General features: G+C 71.9%; 10 protein-coding genes and 1 pseudogene. 9 read left to right on the forward strand and 2 right to left on the reverse strand.

Translation table 11 applies throughout. The features are described 5' to 3' along the window. The 4 genes and pseudogenes from HMPREF3159_RS00270 to HMPREF3159_RS00285 form a co-directional block, all read left to right on the forward strand. Nucleotides 1-191: pseudogene (locus HMPREF3159_RS00270) on the forward strand (DNA polymerase Y family protein); the annotation flags it as partial. 160 nt (nt 192-351) lie between these two features. Further along, on the forward strand, nt 352-936 hold the full coding sequence (locus tag HMPREF3159_RS00275; protein ID WP_070499027.1) for a winged helix-turn-helix domain-containing protein: 585 nt from the start codon (nt 352-354) through the stop codon (nt 934-936). After that, on the forward strand, nt 927-1,379 hold the full coding sequence (locus HMPREF3159_RS00280; RefSeq protein ID WP_070499028.1) for a hypothetical protein: 453 nt from the start codon (nt 927-929) through the stop codon (nt 1,377-1,379). The genes HMPREF3159_RS00275 and HMPREF3159_RS00280 overlap by 10 nt, the downstream gene beginning before the upstream one ends. 2 nt (nt 1,380-1,381) lie before the next feature. Then, complete coding sequence (locus tag HMPREF3159_RS00285; protein ID WP_070499029.1) at nt 1,382-4,807, forward strand: error-prone DNA polymerase; 3,426 nt, start codon at nt 1,382-1,384, stop codon at nt 4,805-4,807. 6 nt (nt 4,808-4,813) lie between these two features. On the opposite strand, the gene HMPREF3159_RS00290 is transcribed toward HMPREF3159_RS00285, so the two are convergent. Both HMPREF3159_RS00290 and HMPREF3159_RS00295 read right to left on the reverse strand, forming a co-directional pair. Next, nucleotides 4,814-7,627: a YhgE/Pip domain-containing protein gene (locus tag HMPREF3159_RS00290; RefSeq protein ID WP_070499030.1), complete on the reverse strand. Its 2,814-nt coding sequence runs from the start codon at nt 7,625-7,627 to the stop codon at nt 4,814-4,816. Then, the gene (locus HMPREF3159_RS00295) at nt 7,624-10,389 is read right to left on the reverse strand and encodes an MMPL family transporter (RefSeq protein ID WP_070499031.1); all 2,766 of its coding nucleotides are present in this window, start codon (nt 10,387-10,389) and stop codon (nt 7,624-7,626) included. The genes HMPREF3159_RS00290 and HMPREF3159_RS00295 overlap by 4 nt, the downstream gene beginning before the upstream one ends. 164 nt (nt 10,390-10,553) lie before the next feature. Between HMPREF3159_RS00295 and HMPREF3159_RS00300 the strand changes: the two genes are divergently transcribed. From HMPREF3159_RS00300 to HMPREF3159_RS00320, 5 genes are all read left to right on the forward strand, one after another. Further along, nucleotides 10,554-11,219, forward strand: a complete 666-nt coding sequence (locus tag HMPREF3159_RS00300; protein ID WP_070499032.1) for a TetR/AcrR family transcriptional regulator — start codon at nt 10,554-10,556, stop codon at nt 11,217-11,219. A 163-nt stretch (nt 11,220-11,382) separates the two neighbouring features. Beyond that, entirely contained in the window at nt 11,383-12,186 is an 804-nt protein-coding gene (locus HMPREF3159_RS00305) for a GH25 family lysozyme (RefSeq protein ID WP_070499033.1), read from the forward strand. Nucleotides 12,187-12,291: 105 nt separating this feature from the next. Then, complete coding sequence (locus HMPREF3159_RS00310; protein ID WP_070499066.1) at nt 12,292-13,062, forward strand: queuosine precursor transporter; 771 nt, start codon at nt 12,292-12,294, stop codon at nt 13,060-13,062. A gap of 156 nt (nt 13,063-13,218) precedes the next feature. Then, on the forward strand, nt 13,219-13,761 hold the full coding sequence (locus HMPREF3159_RS00315; RefSeq protein WP_246821378.1) for a CPBP family intramembrane glutamic endopeptidase: 543 nt from the start codon (nt 13,219-13,221) through the stop codon (nt 13,759-13,761). 77 nt (nt 13,762-13,838) lie between these two features. Next, on the forward strand, nt 13,839-15,266 hold the full coding sequence (locus HMPREF3159_RS00320) for a multidrug effflux MFS transporter (RefSeq protein WP_083305718.1): 1,428 nt from the start codon (nt 13,839-13,841) through the stop codon (nt 15,264-15,266). Nucleotides 15,267-15,838: the final 572 nt, after the last annotated feature.

Raw genomic sequence — 15,838 nt, forward strand, 5'->3', positions numbered from 1 at the left:
TGCGCGCCGGCTCCGGCTGCCAGGTGCTCGCCCATGCCGCCCCCGTCGTGCTCGACGAGCGCTGGTGGGCGCGGGACGGCAGGCGTGGCGCGCGCCTGCAGCTCGTGGTGCGCGGAGCGAGCGCCGAGGAGGTCGCCGTGCTCGCTCTGTCCCGGGCAGGGGAGTGGACGTTGGAGGGGCTCTATGACTAGCGCGACGTGCTGCGAGGGACGAGCGGCAGGAGCGCAGTCCGACGGCACCGCTGAGGCGACGTGCTGCGAGGAACGAGCAGCAGGAGCGCAGGCAGAGGGGGTCGGGACTGAGGTCCGGGACCTCTTGAGTGTCAAAATAATGGAGGATATCCTCCGTTATATGAGAACCGAAGCGCCGCTGCTCGCCCCCATCTTCCGATCGGATGGCCAGGCTCGTCTGCTGTCCGCTCTCATGCTCGAGGACGAGGAGCGGAGTCTCACCCAGCTCGCCGAGCAGACCGGACTGGCGTACCCCTCCGTCCATCGGGAAGCCACCCGACTTCTCCAGGCGGGGATCCTGACCGAGCGCCAGGCAGGGCGCACACGTCTGCTCCGCGCCGACCCGGACAGCCCCCTCGTCGCCCCCCTGCGGGAGATCCTCCTCATCACCACCGGGCCCGTTCCGCTGCTGAAGGACGAGCTCTGCCGGATCCACGGGATCGAGAGCGCATTCCTCCACGGCTCCTTCGCCGCACGGATGCGACGGGTGGACGGTCCTGCTCCGAACGACATCGATCTCATGATCATCGGGACCCCGGACCCCGATGCGGTGTACGACGCCTGCGGACGGGTCGAGGAGATCGTGCACCGCCCGGTCAATCCCACCATCACCACCCGCAGCGAGTTCGATCGCGACTCGGGATTCCACACCCGGGTGCGGAACAGTCCCACCGTCCCCGTCCTCGGAGAGCTGCCATGGCCTTGACCCCGCTCGACCCGGACCAGGAGCAGTCAGTGCGCGCTCTCGTGGCCGCGCGCCGACTGGAACAGGTGCCCGTCGACCTGCGGCGTGCAGAGCTGTTTCTGGAGAAGGCCCGTCGTCGTCTCGCGGACCTCGACAACCTCAGCTGGGCGGAGAGTCGATACAACCTCGCCTACGACGCCGCCCATGACGTCGGAGAAGCGCTGCTGGCCGCCTACGGGTACCGGACGACCAACGGACCGGGACAGCACGAGGCGCTGGGACGCTTCCTGAGGGCAGTGCTGACCACGCCTCCAGGGCAGTCAGGGGCACGACGATTCGATCAGATGCGCCGTGCACGCAACCAGCTGCGCTACGAGGCCTCCAGCGTCGGGGACGCGGATGCCGACGTGGCGAGCAGGGCGGCTCGGGCGCTGCACGACGGCGCGGCAGCGCGGGGCGTCTGACCATGGCCCGCTGGTTCCTGGGCCCGCCCGCGTGGAAGGACCTCGAGGCGGTCCTCTCGGACCGTCCCGCCGAGCTGGTCTCCCCGCCGATCGTCGTCGAGCACACCGGGAAGCAGGCGGAGGATCCGTACCGCCCTGCCCGTCACGTCGAGTACGCGGAGCTGCACGCCCACTCCCACTTCAGCTTCCTCGACGGCGCCTCGAGCCCCGAGGACATGGCCATCCAGGCGGCCCGGCTCGGGCTCGGTGCGATCGCGCTGGTGGACCACGACGGGCTGCCCGGGGTGGTGCAGGCGGCGAAGGCCGCGGCCGAGGCAGGGATCGCGACCGTGTTCGGCGCCGAGCTGACCCTCGGCCTCGAGCCCGGGGCCGAGACCGCGAGCAGCACCCCCGTGATCTCCGCATCCCGCACCGGAACGCCCGACCCCGAGGGGGAGCACCTGCTGGTGCTGGTGCGGGACGAGGCCGGGTACCGCCGGCTCTCCGCCGCGATCGCCCGCGCCCACCTGGGTAGCGGGCAGAAGGCCGCGCCCCGCTACCGTCTCGCCGAGCTGTCGCGGATCGCCCGGGAGGGGCACTGGCTGATCCTCACCGGCTGCCGCAAGGGCGCCGTGACCCGGGCCGCGAGCGCGCGCCTGGCCGAGGGCGACCTCGAAGGCGCCGCGCATGCCGCCGCGGAGCAGATCGCGCGTCTGGTGGAGCTGTTCGGTCCCGGGAACGTCGCCGTCGAGCTGATCGTCGGCGGCGGGGGAGAGACCGACGAGCTCCACGACGCGCTCGCCCAGGGCGCCCGCCTGGTGCGCGAGTCGCACGGGCTGGACGCGGTCTCGCTGCCGCTGGTGGCGAGCACGAACGCGCACTACGCCCGTCCCTCGGACAAGCACCTGGCCGACACCCACGCCGCCCTGCGCGCCGGAGGGTCGCTGGAGAGCGCCGACCCCCATCTCGCCTCCCGGCCCGCGCACCTGCGCAGCGGGGAGGAGATGGCGCAGCTGCTGCCCCGCTATCCCGCCGCGATCGCGCAGGCCGCACAGCTGGGCCGGGACTGCGCCCTGGACCTGCGCCTGCTCGCCCCAGATCTGCCGCCCTTCCCCGTCCCCGCCGGGCACGACGAGGCGAGCTGGCTGGTGGAGCTGGTGGAGATCGAGGGGCGCGAGCGCTACGGGCCGCGGCCCGCACCGGGCCTTCCCGAGAAGATCCCCGGGGCGTGGGCGCAGATCGACCACGAGCTGAAGGTCATCACCGACCTGCACTTCCCCGGCTACTTCCTGATCGTCCACGAGCTCGTCGACTTCTGCGCAGGGGAGGGGATCCTCGCCCAGGGCCGCGGCTCCGCCGCCAACAGCGCGGTCTGCTACGCGCTGGGGATCACAGCGGTCGAACCCGTCGGCCACGAGCTGCTGTTCGAGCGGTTCCTCGCCCCGGAGCGGGACGGCCCGCCGGACATCGACATCGACATCGCCTCGGACCGCCGGGAGGAGGTGATCCAGCACGTCTACGAGCGCTACGGGAGGGAGAACGCCGCGCAGGTCGCCAACGTCATCACCTACCGGGCGAAGCTCGCGGTGCGCGACGCGGCGAGGGCGCTCGGCTACGACCCCGGCGCGCAGGACGCCTTCGCCAAGCGGATCGAGCGCTCCTTCTCCTCGCTGAAGGACGCGGACGTTCCCGAGGACGTGATCGCCCTCGCCCAGCAGCTGCGGGACGCACCGCGCCACCTCGGCATCCACTCCGGCGGGATGGTCCTCGCCGACCGGCCCGTGATCGAGGTGTGCCCGGTGCAGTGGGCGGCGATGGCGGACCGCTCCGTGCTGCAGTGGGACAAGGACGACTGCGCCGACGCGGGCCTGGTGAAGTTCGACCTGCTGGGCCTGGGGATGCTCACGGCGCTCGACCATGCGCTGAAGATCGTCGCCGAGCACCACGGCCAGCACTTCGAGCTGCGCACCCTGCCGCAGGAGGACCCGGCCGTCTACGACATGCTCTGCGCCGGGGACAGCGTGGGCGTCTTCCAGGTCGAGTCCCGCGCCCAGATCTCCACCCTGCCGCGGCTGAAGCCGCGGGTGTTCTACGACCTGGTGGTCGAGGTGGCGCTGATCCGGCCCGGCCCCATCCAGGGCGGGTCCGTCCACCCCTACATCCGCCGCCGCGCCGGCGAGGAGGAGGTCACCTACCTGCATCCGAAGCTGAAGAAGTCCCTGGGCCGCACGCTCGGGATCCCGCTGTTCCAGGAGCAGCTGATGCAGATGGTGGTCGACGTCGCCGACTTCACCCCCGCCCAGGCCGACCAGCTGCGCCGCGCCATGGGCTCCAAGCGCTCCACCCAGAAGATGCTCGAGCTGTCCGATGCGCTGTTCACGGGGATGGCCCGCCACGGCATCACCGGGGAGGACGCCGAGGCGATCCACCGCAAGCTACTCGCCTTCGCCAACTACGGCTTCCCCGAGTCGCACGCCTACTCCTTCGCGTATCTCGTCTACGCGAGCTCCTATCTCAAGTGCCACTACCCGGCCGCGTTCACCGCCGCGCTGCTGCGCTCCCAGCCGATGGGCTTCTACTCCCCGCAGTCCCTGGTCGCCGACGCGAGGCGCCACGGCGTGCTCACCCACGGCCCGGATGTGCTCGCCTCCCGCGCCCGCACCGACCTGGAGACCGACGAGGAGCACGTCGGGTACCGGCTCGAGACCCCGGGGGAGCAGGTGCAGGGGGAGCGGGCCGCGAGCGGCCCCGCGATCCGGCTGGGCCTGGACCAGGTGCGCGGCATCTCCACCGAGACCGCCGAGCAGATCGTCGCCGAGCGGGAGCGCGGCGGCCCCTTCGCGTCCGTCCCGGACCTGGCGCGGAGGGTGCGGCTGACCGCCCGTCAGCTCGAGGCGCTCGCGACCGCGGGGGCGCTGGACCGCCTCGCGAGCTCGCGCCGGCAGGCGCTGTGGGCGGCGGGCGCCGCCGCGCAGGAGTCCCCGGACACGCTCCCGCACCTCGCCGTCGGCGCCGAGGCGCCGATGCTGCCGGGGATGAGCGATGCGGAGCTCGCCACCGCCGACGCCTGGGCCACCGGGATCACCCTCGCGGACCATCCGATGGCGCTGGTGCGGGAACGGATGACGGCCGAGGGGGTGCTCTCGATCACCGGCACCCGGGAGGCGGAGGACGGCTCCCGGATCCACGTCGCCGGGGTGATCACGCACCGCCAGCGCCCCGCGACCGCCGGGAACGTCACCTTCCTCAGCCTCGAGGACGAGACCGGGATCCTCAACGTGGTCTGCTCCCAGGGGTTCTGGGTGCGGCACCGGGCCCTGCTGCGCACCGCGCGGGCGATCGTGCTGCGCGGCATCGTCGAGAACCGCACCGGCGCGGTGAACCTCGTCGCCGACGCGGTGGAGCCCCTGGACCTGGCCGCGGCGGGCCGGTCCAGGGACTTCCAGTAGGCGGGATCAGGCCGCGGCGGGCACCGCGCCGACGACGCTCACGTGCGAGGAGCGTCGAGCGATCCTCGCCTTGCGCGAGGCCGCGAAGGTCACCAGCAGCGACACCGCCGCCCAGGCGAGGATCGCCAGCAGCGTGCCGGTGGTGCTGACCAGGCTCCCGCCGAGCGCCGCATGGACCAGGCCCTGGGTGACGATCGACAGCGGCATCAGCGAGCCCACCGACTGCAGCAGCTCGGGCGCCGTCTCGACGGGCACGATCCCCACCAGGGTCACCACCTGCAGCACCATCAGCACGATCGAGGCGATCCGCCCGATCCGGTCGCCGAGCACCGTCAGCAGCGTCTGGTGCAGCGCCGCGAACATCACCGCGCCCGCGAAGGCGACCACCCCCACCGACAGCGGCGAGACGGGGGAGATCCCGATCGCCGTGAGCACGGCGAGCACCGCGACGGTCTGCACCACCGCGATCAGCAGCGCCGGGGCGAGGGAGCGCAGCACCACCTTCCACATCGGCATCGCCCGATCCAGCAGGCGGCGCGAGAGCCCCGGCAGCAGCAGGAAGGTGCCGAAGGCGCCCAGCCACAGCGCGAGCGAGGTGACGAACGGGAAGGTCGCGGTGTCCGCGCCGTTCGCCTCGTTCTGCCGCTGCGCGTCGGTGCCGACGGGGGAGGCGGCCATCTCGCTCATGCGCTGGCGCTCGGCCTCGCTGTAGGAGGGCACGCCGTCGGCGCCCTCGCGCAGACCGCCGGCCAGCTCCTCGCTGCCCTCGGCGAGCTGCCCGGAGCCCTCGGCGAGCTCGTCGGTGCCCTCAGCGAGCTCCCCGGCCCCGTCCGCGAGCTGCTGGTTGCCGCCGGCGAGCTGGTCCGCACCGGTGCCGAGCCGGCCGGCGCCGAGCGCGAGCTCCTCGCTGCCGTCGGCGAGGTCGGAGGCGCCGTCGGCGGCGCCGCGCGTGCCCTCGGCGAGCTGGTCCGCGCCGCCGGCGAGCTGGTCGACGCCGTTCGCGTACTCGGTGAGCCCGTCGCGCAGACCGGTCACGCCGGTGACGAGCTCGCCGGCGCCGTCAGCGCTCGCGCGGGCGCCGGTGGCGAGCTGGTTCGCGGACTCGGTGAGGCCCGGGTTCTGGGCGGTGCCGTCTCCGGCGAAGGCCGTCTCGACCCCCTCGGCATAGGTGACCATGCCCCCGGTGCCCTGGACGAGGCCGGGCTGCTGGTCGGTGCCGTTGATGCCGTCGGCGATCTGCTGGACGCCGTCGGCCGCGGCGGTCGCGCCCTCGCCGACGCCCTGGGCGGTCGCGGCGAGACCCGGGTTCTGCGCAGTGCCGTCGCCGTCGACGACGGTGTGCAGGCCCGAGCGGGCCTCGTCGACGCCGCCGACGTAGCCGGACATGCCCTCGACCGACCGGGACATCCCCTCGGCCTGCTGGCACAGCGCCACGGCCTGCGGATCATCGGGGTACCGCGCAGCAAGGTCGCAGGCGTTCGCCTGCATGGAGCCGGCCGCAGGAGCGTCGGCGGAGCCGTCTCCGACGGCGAGGGCCTTCATCCCCGGGTTCTGCGCTGTGCCGTCGCCCTCGATCAGGCTCGTCATGCCCGGGTTGTCCGCGGTGCCGTCGCCGTCCAGGGCTGTGTCCAGCCCGCCCGCGGCCTGGTCGACGCCGTCGGCGTAGGCGACCACGCCCTCGGCGGCCTGGGCGAGGCCGGGCTGGTCCTCGGTGCCGCGGAGCCCGTCGGCCGCCTGCTGGGCGCCCTGGCCGAGCTCGGTCACGCCCTGGTCCACCTGGCGGGCGGTGGGGGCGAGGCCCGGGTTCTGCTCCGTGCCGTCGCCCGCGACGGCGGTGCCGGTCTGCTCTACGCCGCCGGCGAACTGCTCGAGGCCGGTGGCGAGCTGGTCGGCGCCGGCCTCGAGGCCGGGGTTCTCGGCGGTGCCGTCGCCCTCGACCCCGGCGGCGAGCTGCTCGACGCCGGTGAGCAGGCCCGGCTGCCCCTCGGTGCCGCGCATCCCGGTCTGCAGCTCCCCGATGCCGCCGGCGAGCTCCTCGCTGCCGGTGGCGAGGTCGTCGAGCCCGTCGGCGAGGGTGCGGCTGCCGTCGGCGGCCTGCCAGGTGCCGTCGGCGAAGGTCCACACGCCGCCCGAGAACTCCCGGGCGCCCTCGGCGGCCTCGGTGGTCCCGTCCGCGAGGGTGCGGGTGCCGCCGGCGAGCTCCTCCGTGCCGTCGGCGAGCTCGGAGGTGCCCCCGGCGAGCTCCTCGGCCCCGTCGGCCGCATCGGAGAAGCCGTCGCCGAGGTCGTTGAAGCCCACGTAGAGCTGGTCGAGGTACTGCTCCGCCATCTGCCCGCCCATGGTGTTCGCCGAGGCCTCGGCGACGGCGGTGCCCACCAGGGCGTTGATCTGGCCGCTCGCGTCGTTGGTGGTGACCTCGAGGATCGCCCGGGACGCCTCGGGCGTGCCGAGGGTGGCGAGGTGCTTCGAGAAGTCCTTCGGGATGACGACGACGGCCGAGTAGCTTCCGTCCTTCAGCCCCTCCTCGGCGTCCTCCTGGCTGGTCAGCTGCCAGTCGAAGCCGGTGGTCTCCGGGGCGTCCTGCCCCTCGACGGTGCCGGGCTGGGTGAGGGAGCCGGCGAGCAGGCGGCCGAAGGGCACCGTCTGCGTCTCTCCGTCCGCGTCGGTCCCCTCCGCGCCCTCGTCGAGGTTGACCACGGCGGCGGGCACGGCGTCGAGCCGGTCCACGCGGCCGCTGAGCGCCCACATGCCCAGCGCCGCCACGAGCAGGGGCAGCATCAGGACGACGATCAGCGTGCGGGGGTGGGCGAGGCGCTTCATGCGAGAGCTCCTTCGGGGGTCTGGGCGGTGGAGCGCTGGACGGAGAGGGCGAGCATGCGGCGCGGGTCCCGCAGGGTCGCGTGGAGGCGGCGCTCGGCGTCGGTGGCGTGCTCGGCGCGGGAGCCGACCACGATCGTGGCCCCGCGGGCGAGGAGCGCGTCGAGGCGCTCGACGAGCGTGTCGTCGACGGACACGGCGGCGTGGGCGAGGTCCTCGAGCTCCTCGATCACGATCACGGAGCGGCCGACGCGTCGGCCGTCGATCTGCTCGAGGCGACGCGCCACCGGGGCGTCCGCGCCGATCCAATGGACCTGGGCCTGCACGGCCCCGATGTCGTCGGGGGAGAGCCGGTCGTGGACGGCGAGGACGCCGGAGACCGGGGCGACGCGGCCTGCGACGAGGCCGAGGAAGGTCGCGCGGGCGGCGCTGTCGGGGGCGCGGACCACCAGCAGGGAGCCGGGGGCGACCGCGCCGGTGAGCGGGCCGAGGGTCCCCTTCTCGCCGAGCAGGGGAGCGACCGCGTCCTCGAGGCGCAGCGAGTGCCGGCCGTTCTGCTCGGTCCAGTGGCGGTGCTCGAGCACCCCGGCCAGGCCCTCGCCCTCGACGTCGACCGTGGGCAGGAGGCGGTCGAGCCAGCGCGGCAGCCACCAGGCGTGCCGGCCCAGCAGCGCGAGCACGGCGGGCACGAAGGTCATCCTCACCACGAAGGCGTCCACGAGCACGCCCACGGCGAGCGCCACCGCGATCGGCTGCAGCATGAACCAGCCCGAGGTCACGAATCCCGCGAACACGGAGACCATGATCAGCGCGGCGGCGGTGACGACGGGGGCGTTGGCGGTGAAGCCGCGCTCGATCGAGTGCTTCGCGTCGCCGGTGTGCACGAACTCCTCGCGCATACGGGAGACGAGGAAGACCTCGTAGTCCATCGCGAGCCCGAACAGCACGCCCATCACCATGATCGGCATGAAGGAGACCACCGGCCCGTTGACGTCCACGAACAGCGGACCGTTGAACCAGCCGTACTCGAACACCATCGAGGTGACGCCGAACGCCGCAGCGACCGAGAAGAGATAGCCGACCGACGCCTTCAGCGGCACCCACAGGGAGCGGAAGACGAGCGTCAGCAGGATCAGGGACAGGCCGACGACGAAGAGCGCGAAGGGCAGCAGCGCGGCGGAGAGCTTGTCGGTGACGTCGATGCCGATCGCGGTCGCGCCGGTGACGGTGACGTCGGAGATCGAGAGGTCCTGCTCCCAGCCGTCGGCGCTGTCGCGCAGATCGGCGACGAGGTCCTTGGTGGACTGCTCGGTGGGTCCGCCCTCGGGGATCACGACCACCACGGCCATGTCGGCGCCCTGGTTGGGGGTCGCCAGCTGGATCTCCTTGACGTGGTCGAGCTCGGAGATGTCGCTCTCGAGCTCGTCGACGACGGCGAGCGGATCGGTGGTGTTGATGATGTCGGCGGTGACCAGCAGCGGACCGTTGTAGCCGGGGCCGAACTCCTCGGAGACGAGGTCGTAGGTGTCGCGCGCATCGGTGCCGACCGGCTCGGTGCCCAGGTCCGGCAGGGCCAGCTCGAGGTCCTTGATCGGGATCGCGAGTGCGCCGACACCGATCACGACCGCCAGGATCGTCAGCGCGGGCACCTTGGTCACCAGGCGCACCCAGGTGCGGCCGAAGGAGCGGCGGGGGCGCCGCGCGGGGCCCGCCTCGGGCAGGGCGCCCTCGTTCTCGGCCATCAGGCGCCGGATACTGCGGGGCCGCAGCCGTTCGCCGAGGATGCCCATCAGCGCCGGCAGCATGGTCAGCGCCACCACGACGGACAGCGCCACCGTGGCGGCCGCGGCGACGCCCATCACGGTGAGGAAGGGGATGCCGGTGATGAACAGGCCCACCAGCGCGATGATCACGGTGAGGCCGGCGAAGATGACGGCGCTGCCGGAGGTGGCCAGGGACTTGCCGATCGACTCGTGCACGTCGTCACCCTGGGCGAGCTGGTCGCGGTGGCGGGAGAGGATGAACAGGGCGTAGTCGATGCCGACGGCGAGGCCGAGCATGGCGCCCAGCGCCGTGGTGACCGAGGGGATGTCGACCCCGGCGGAGAGCGCGACCAGCGCCAGCATCGACACGCCCACGCCGACGACCGCGGTGACGATCGGGATGAAGGCGGGGACCAGCGAGCGGAAGACGATCGCGAGGATGATCAGGGCGGCGATGATGCCGAAGACCTCGCCGGCGCCGAAGGGCACCTCCGCGCTCTGCAGCACCTGCCCGCCGAGGTGCGTCTCCAGGCTCGGAGTGCCCGCCTCCTCCACGAGCGAGCGGATCTCCTCGACGGAGCTCTCGGGGAAAGCGCCGGTCTGCCCCTCCATCTGGAACTGGGCGATGATCGCGGTGTCGTCGTCGGTGCGCGTGCCGGGGGAGAGGTCGTCGAAGGGGGAGGGGGCGGCCGCGACGCCCTCGACCTCGGCGATGTCCCCCATGAGCGCGTCGATCTCGTCCTGATGCTCATCGACGCTCGAGCCGTCCTCGGTCACCAGCACGACCTGCCCGGCGGTGCCGCCCATCTCGGGGAAGCGGTTGGCGAGGGTGTCGATGCCGCGCTGCCCCTCGGTGCCGGGGATCTCGATGTCGGCGGTGAAGGTGCCGCCGAGGACGACGGCGAGGCCGCCGACGATCACCAGCAGAGCGACCCAGGCGCCGACGATCTTCCAGCGCAGGGAGGCCATCAGAAGGCCCAGACGGTACAGGGACGAGGACACGCGGCCTCCAGGACGAGTTCGGCACGAGGGCGACGACGGACCCCTGCCCGAGACGTCCGCGAATTCGATACGAAGATGTATCGTTGGGATGCTATCGGGCTCGCCGCACCCCTTCAATGGGCGTCACCGCGCGAGACGTCCGTCAGTCGCGCATCCGAGGAGCCATGACCGATCTGTTCGAGCCGCTGCCCGAGTCGGCGGGCACGCGACGCAAGGAGAACACCCGCGCCAAGCTCGTGCGCGCCTCGCTGGACGTCTTCGTCGAGAAGGGCATCGACGGCGCGACCGTCGACGACCTGGTGAAGGCGGCCGGCTTCACGCGCGGGGCCTTCTATTCGAACTTCTCCAGCAAGGAGGAGGTGTTCATCGCCCTGTTCGACGAGGTGACCGCCGAGCTCATGGCGATCGCGAACAGCTCCGTGGAGAGCGCGGTCGCGGACGTCGAGGCGGACGAGAGCTGCTCCATACTCGAGGCCGACGACGCGCAGGTGATGCTCGCGGTGTTCGAGGGGATCCGCCCCTTCGGCCGCCAGTGGTACCTGCTGTATTCCGACGCGATCGCCCGCTCTCTGCGCGACGACGCCCTCCGCGCGGAGCTCGCCGAGCAGCGGGAGCGGATGCGGAACCAGATCGGGGCACTCCTGGCCACACGCCTGGCGGCCTCGGCGGAGCGGGCGCTGCTGCCCGTCGAGGACCTCGCCCAGCTGCTGATGGGCATCTTCATCGACCTGCTCGTGCGCGAGCAGCTGGAAGGACGGGACGTCACACAGCTCGCGGCGACCACGATACTGGGCACCCTGAGGGCCTTCATCGCCCCGAGCTCGAACTGACCGCTTCGCAGCACTGCGCACCTTCCGCCCGTTTCGCCGCGACACGCCGGAACGGGGGCGGGCGGTGGTGCGATCCCGGGGGCCCCCTCTACGGTGGACGCGGTGTGACCCCTGTCGCACTCTTCCTCGCAGTGCAGCTGTCCCCTTCCCCAGGAGCTTCCCCATGTCGTCCTACCGTCCCCGCCATCTCGCCCCTCCGGCCCCGACCGTCGACCCCGCCTCGGGAGCTTCGCGCCGCAGCGTGCTGCGCGGCGGAGCGCTCGGCGCCATGGCGCTCGGCACCGGCACGGCCGCCCTCGCCGCACCCGCCGCGCAAGCCGCAGGCATCTACGGCCAGGACGTCTCCGGCTGGCAGGGTGAGGTCGACTGGGCCGCCCAGGCCGCGGCCGGATCCCGCTTCGCCTACGTCAAGACCACCGAGGGCCGCTCCTACCGCAGCCCCGCGTTCTCCCACCAGTACTCCGGCGCCGGCGGCGCAGGGCTCGTGCGCGGCGGCTACCACTTCGCCCGCCCCGACTCCGGCGGCCCCGAGGAGCAGGTGGACTTCTTCCTGAACAACGGCGGCGGCTGGACCGGCGACGGGATCACCCTCCCGGGCATGGTCGACTTCGAGGCCTACTCCGGGCTCCCGCGGAACTACGGGCTCGGCCAGCAGGAGATGCGGGACTGGATCTCCGCCTTCTCGATCCGCTACCGCGACCAGGCCGGGCGCCGCCCGGTGATCTACACCAACCTGCACTGGTGGAACGACGTGGTGGGGGACTGGACCCCGACGAACTCGCCGCTCTTCCTCGCATCCTACAGCTCCTCTCGCCCCAGCACCCTGCCGGGCCGCTGGTGGGGCTGGGAGCTGTGGCAGTACTCCGACTCCGGCCCCTTCGCCGGCGACTCCAACCTCTGGTACGGCAGCGAGAGCCAGTTCGAGAGCTTCGTCGCCGACGCGGACTACGACGCCGCCGGCATCTGACACCGCCGACGTACTCGCCTCCCGGCGAGTCCCCGTCGACCCCCGCGCCGCCCCGGACGGTCCCGTGACCGGCCGGGGCGGCGTCGCGCTGTGTACCCTTCCCCGGTGACTGCTGAACAGAACCGCACCGCCCCCGCCGCTCCGCCGTCTGGACGCCCGGCCGGCGCCGTCTACGCCGACCGGGGCTCCTCCCACTTCGACATCCTCCTGGCCGCCATGGTCACGGTCGTGATCCTCTCCGGCATCGGAGCCGCCAAGGGCGTCAGCTTCGGCGACGTGCCCGGCACCGGATTCGAGATCATCACCGACGGCGGCTTCTTCCTCTTCCCCCTCGCCTATGTGCTCGGCGACATCATCACCGAGCTGTACGGCCCTCGCAGCGCCCGCCGCGCCATCCTCACCTCCTTCGTCGTGAGCATCCTCGCCTCGCTCAGCTACCAGGTGATCATCGCGCTGCCGCCCTTCCCCGACGAGTACGGCCTCGCCAAGCAGGAGGCCCTCGAGCTCGCGCTCGGGCCGGTCTGGATCGTCGTGCTCGCCGGGCTCGCCGGCTTCCTCGCCGGTCAGACCCTGAACTCCCTGGTCGTCTCCCGCATGAAGCGCCGGATGGGGGAGCGGGGCCTGATCGCGCGCCTGTTCACCTCGAGCGGCCTGGGCGAGCTCGTGGACACCATCATCTTCTGCGCCATCGCCTCGGTCGCGATCGGCATCACCACCTTCGAGCAGTACGTGGAGTACACAGTGCTCGGCGTGCTCTACAAGGTGCTCGTGCAGTACGCGATGATCCCGGTGACCTCCGCGGTGATCCGCTGGCTGAAGCGCACGGACCCCACCTATCAGCGCCGACTGGCGGAGCAGGAGTCCGGAAGCGCCTGAGCGATCGCCCCGGGCCGTCCGGCGGACCGCGGCGATCGTCGTCCTCGCCGGGAGGCTCGTGTTCGCCGGGCCCCCGCCGAGAGGCGCAAGGGCCGGCCGACCTGCGGCCCTCGTCCCGCCCGACGAAGGTCACGGTCGGCGCCCGAGTGCTCGACGATGGTCGAGCGAGGCGCCGACGAAGCGGCACTTCCTCGGCGGCGCGGAGGCGACCCGTCGGCCGCGGGGATCGGGCAGTTCGCCATCACCTCGACCACGATCGGGCTGGTCCTGGTCGCACTGCTGACCACCCCGCTGCAGGCGGCGGGGGAGGAGCTCCTGTTCCGCGGGGCGATGATGCCGCTGTTCGCCTCCTGGGTCCGAGCGGTCAGGCCCGCGCTCGTCCTCGGCATGATCGCCTCGAACATCGTCTTCGGCTTCGTGCACATGTCGGTGGATCCGTGGTTGCTGAGCTACTACGCGGTCTTCGGGCTGTGCATGGCGGCGATGGCCGTGATCAGCCGCGGCCTCGAGGTGCCGATCGCCTTCCACGTGATGAACAACCTGATCATGATGGTCGTCGGTGCGCTCTTCGCCGGGGGCGGCGGCATCGTCATCGACCGCAGCGTGGGGATGGGCGGGCCGTTCATGCTCGTGTTCATCGTGGTGGACCTCGTGGCCGTCGGCCTGGTGTGGCTGTACGAGAGGTCACAGCGTCCCTAGAATGGTGCGATCGAGCCGGGCGGGATCCCTGTGATCTCCTCCCGGCTCGTCGTCTGCCGATCCCCTGAAGGAGCACCGTGGCCCCCGCCGCCGACGACATCCCCCGCGAGGATCCCGCCCAGGACCCGCGCCCCGAGCCGACCACCTCCACCGGCCCGGGCCCCACCTCCACCGGTTCCGTCCCCACCGTCACCGGATCGATCCCCACCATCACCGGCGCGATCCCCGTGCTCGAGGACCCCGCCGATCGCGAGCTCGCGCACCTGCCCGACGAGGAGCAGCTGAGCCGCACCCGCGCCAAGGTCACCGTGATGGTGATCGTCGTGCTGACCACGCTGAGCGCGATCGGCCCGCTCGCGACCGACATGTACATCCCCGCCTTCCCGGAGGTCGCGGGGGAGCTCGGCACCACCGCCTCACGGATGCAGCTGACGATCACCGCGTTCTTCCTCGGCACCGCGAGCGGCCAGATCGTCGCCGGGCCGCTCTCGGACCGCATGGGACGGCGCGGCCCGCTGCTGATCGGCATCGTCCTGTGCCTGCTCGCCTCGATCGGCTGCGCCCTGGCACCCTCGGTCGAGGTGCTGCTGGTGCTGCGCGTGCTGCAGGGGATCGGCGGCGGCTTCGGGATGGTGCTGGGTCGCGCGGTGCTGATCGACATGACCGACGGCCCCGAGCTGTTCCGGATTATGAACATCATGCAGGGCGTGGGCGGCGTCGCCCCGATCGTCGCCCCGCTGCTCGGCGGGATCATCCTGGTCTTCGGGCAGTGGCGCGAGATCTTCGTGGTCATCTCGGTGATGTCTCTGATCTCGCTGCTCGGCGTGCTCTTCCTGATCCCGGAGTCGCTGCCGGTCTCCCGGCGCCACTCGGGCGGCTTCCGCACCTTCCTGCGCAACTGCCGCACGCTGCTGGGCCGACGGATCTTCGTCGCCTACATGCTGGTCAACGCGTTCTCGGCCTTCGCGCTGATGGCGTACGTCTCCGCCTCGTCGTTCGTGGTGCAGGAGATGCTGGGCTTCTCCTCGAGCGAGTACTCGATCAGCTTCGCGATCAACTCGATGGGTATGATGGCGATGTCGCTGCTCTCGGCGCGGCTGACCCGCACCGTCCATCCGCGCAGGCTGATCCGGATGGGCCTGATCGTGGTGTCACTGGCGAGCTTCGCGCTGCTGATCGGGAGCCTGTTCCTGGACACCCCGGCATGGATCGTGCTGCCGGCGTTCTTCTTCACCGTCGCACCGCAGGGCATGATCTTCGGCAACGGCGGCGCCCTCGCCGCGGATCAGGCCCGCGAGTTCGCCGGGACGGGCTCGGCGATGCTGGGGCTCGGCTTCTCCTTCGCGGCGTCGATCGCGGCGCCGCTGGTGGGCGTGGCCGGCACGCACTCGTCGCTGCCGATGGCGATCGCGATGGTGTGCGGCGTGATGATCTCCGGCGCCTTCTTCATCATGGCGGGCCGGGGGAGCGGCGCCGACACCGCACGGCTGCCGGGCGAGGCCTGAGCTCTGCCCGCCCTTGATCCCGCGCATGCTCTCCGGCCTCGCCCCGTTGCGCATGGCGCACATCACGGCGAGAATGCGGGAGAGCGGCCCCAGAGCCTGAGTGCACACGCTCCAGTGCCCCTGACCCGCATTGATATACCAGTCGTGCTGACCGGACTTCGGGCGGAGTGAGCATGAACGAGACGTGTCAGCGGATCCGACGACGGCTCAGCCCGGGCGGAACACCGTCTCTGCCCGAGCTGTACCCGGGCGACAAAGGAGTCGACTCCCTCGAGATCGCGCATGACGCAGACTCCGCCGGTCTCGACGTCCCCGGCCCGAAGGATGAGTTCCTGGACAGCGGTCGGATAGTCCTCGCAGCATCGGACGATGTCGAGGGTGACCGCTGAGGTCGGCGATCTCGCCGCACCGAGTGCTGCATCCGGACCGTCGACAGCGCCGGTGGCCGTCCGGATGCCGCACTCGGCCTTCCCGCGGTGCAGCAGGGTGCCGAGCTGTCAGGCGCTGCGACTGCACGGCACCACGCCGATGCGACGCCACGATCGAGTCGCGATCGAGTGCCAGATCTCGAC

The organism is Brachybacterium sp. HMSC06H03 (genome assembly GCF_001807385.1).
Lineage (GTDB): Bacteria > Actinomycetota > Actinomycetes > Actinomycetales > Dermabacteraceae > Brachybacterium > Brachybacterium conglomeratum.

Excerpts from the sequence above, each read along its gene's own strand:
- HMPREF3159_RS00290 (WP_070499030.1), bottom strand. The coding sequence starts at position 7,627 with ATGAAGCGCCTCGCCCACCCCCGCACGCTGATCGTCGTCCTGATGCTG.
- HMPREF3159_RS00280 (WP_070499028.1), top strand. The coding sequence starts at position 927 with ATGGCCTTGACCCCGCTCGACCCGGACCAGGAGCAGTCAGTGCGCGCT.
- HMPREF3159_RS00315 (WP_246821378.1), top strand. The coding sequence starts at position 13,219 with ATGGTCGAGCGAGGCGCCGACGAAGCGGCACTTCCTCGGCGGCGCGGA.
- HMPREF3159_RS00285 (WP_070499029.1), top strand. The coding sequence starts at position 1,382 with ATGGCCCGCTGGTTCCTGGGCCCGCCCGCGTGGAAGGACCTCGAGGCG.
- HMPREF3159_RS00275 (WP_070499027.1), top strand. The coding sequence starts at position 352 with ATGAGAACCGAAGCGCCGCTGCTCGCCCCCATCTTCCGATCGGATGGC.
- HMPREF3159_RS00300 (WP_070499032.1), top strand. The coding sequence starts at position 10,554 with ATGACCGATCTGTTCGAGCCGCTGCCCGAGTCGGCGGGCACGCGACGC.
- HMPREF3159_RS00305 (WP_070499033.1), top strand. The coding sequence starts at position 11,383 with ATGTCGTCCTACCGTCCCCGCCATCTCGCCCCTCCGGCCCCGACCGTC.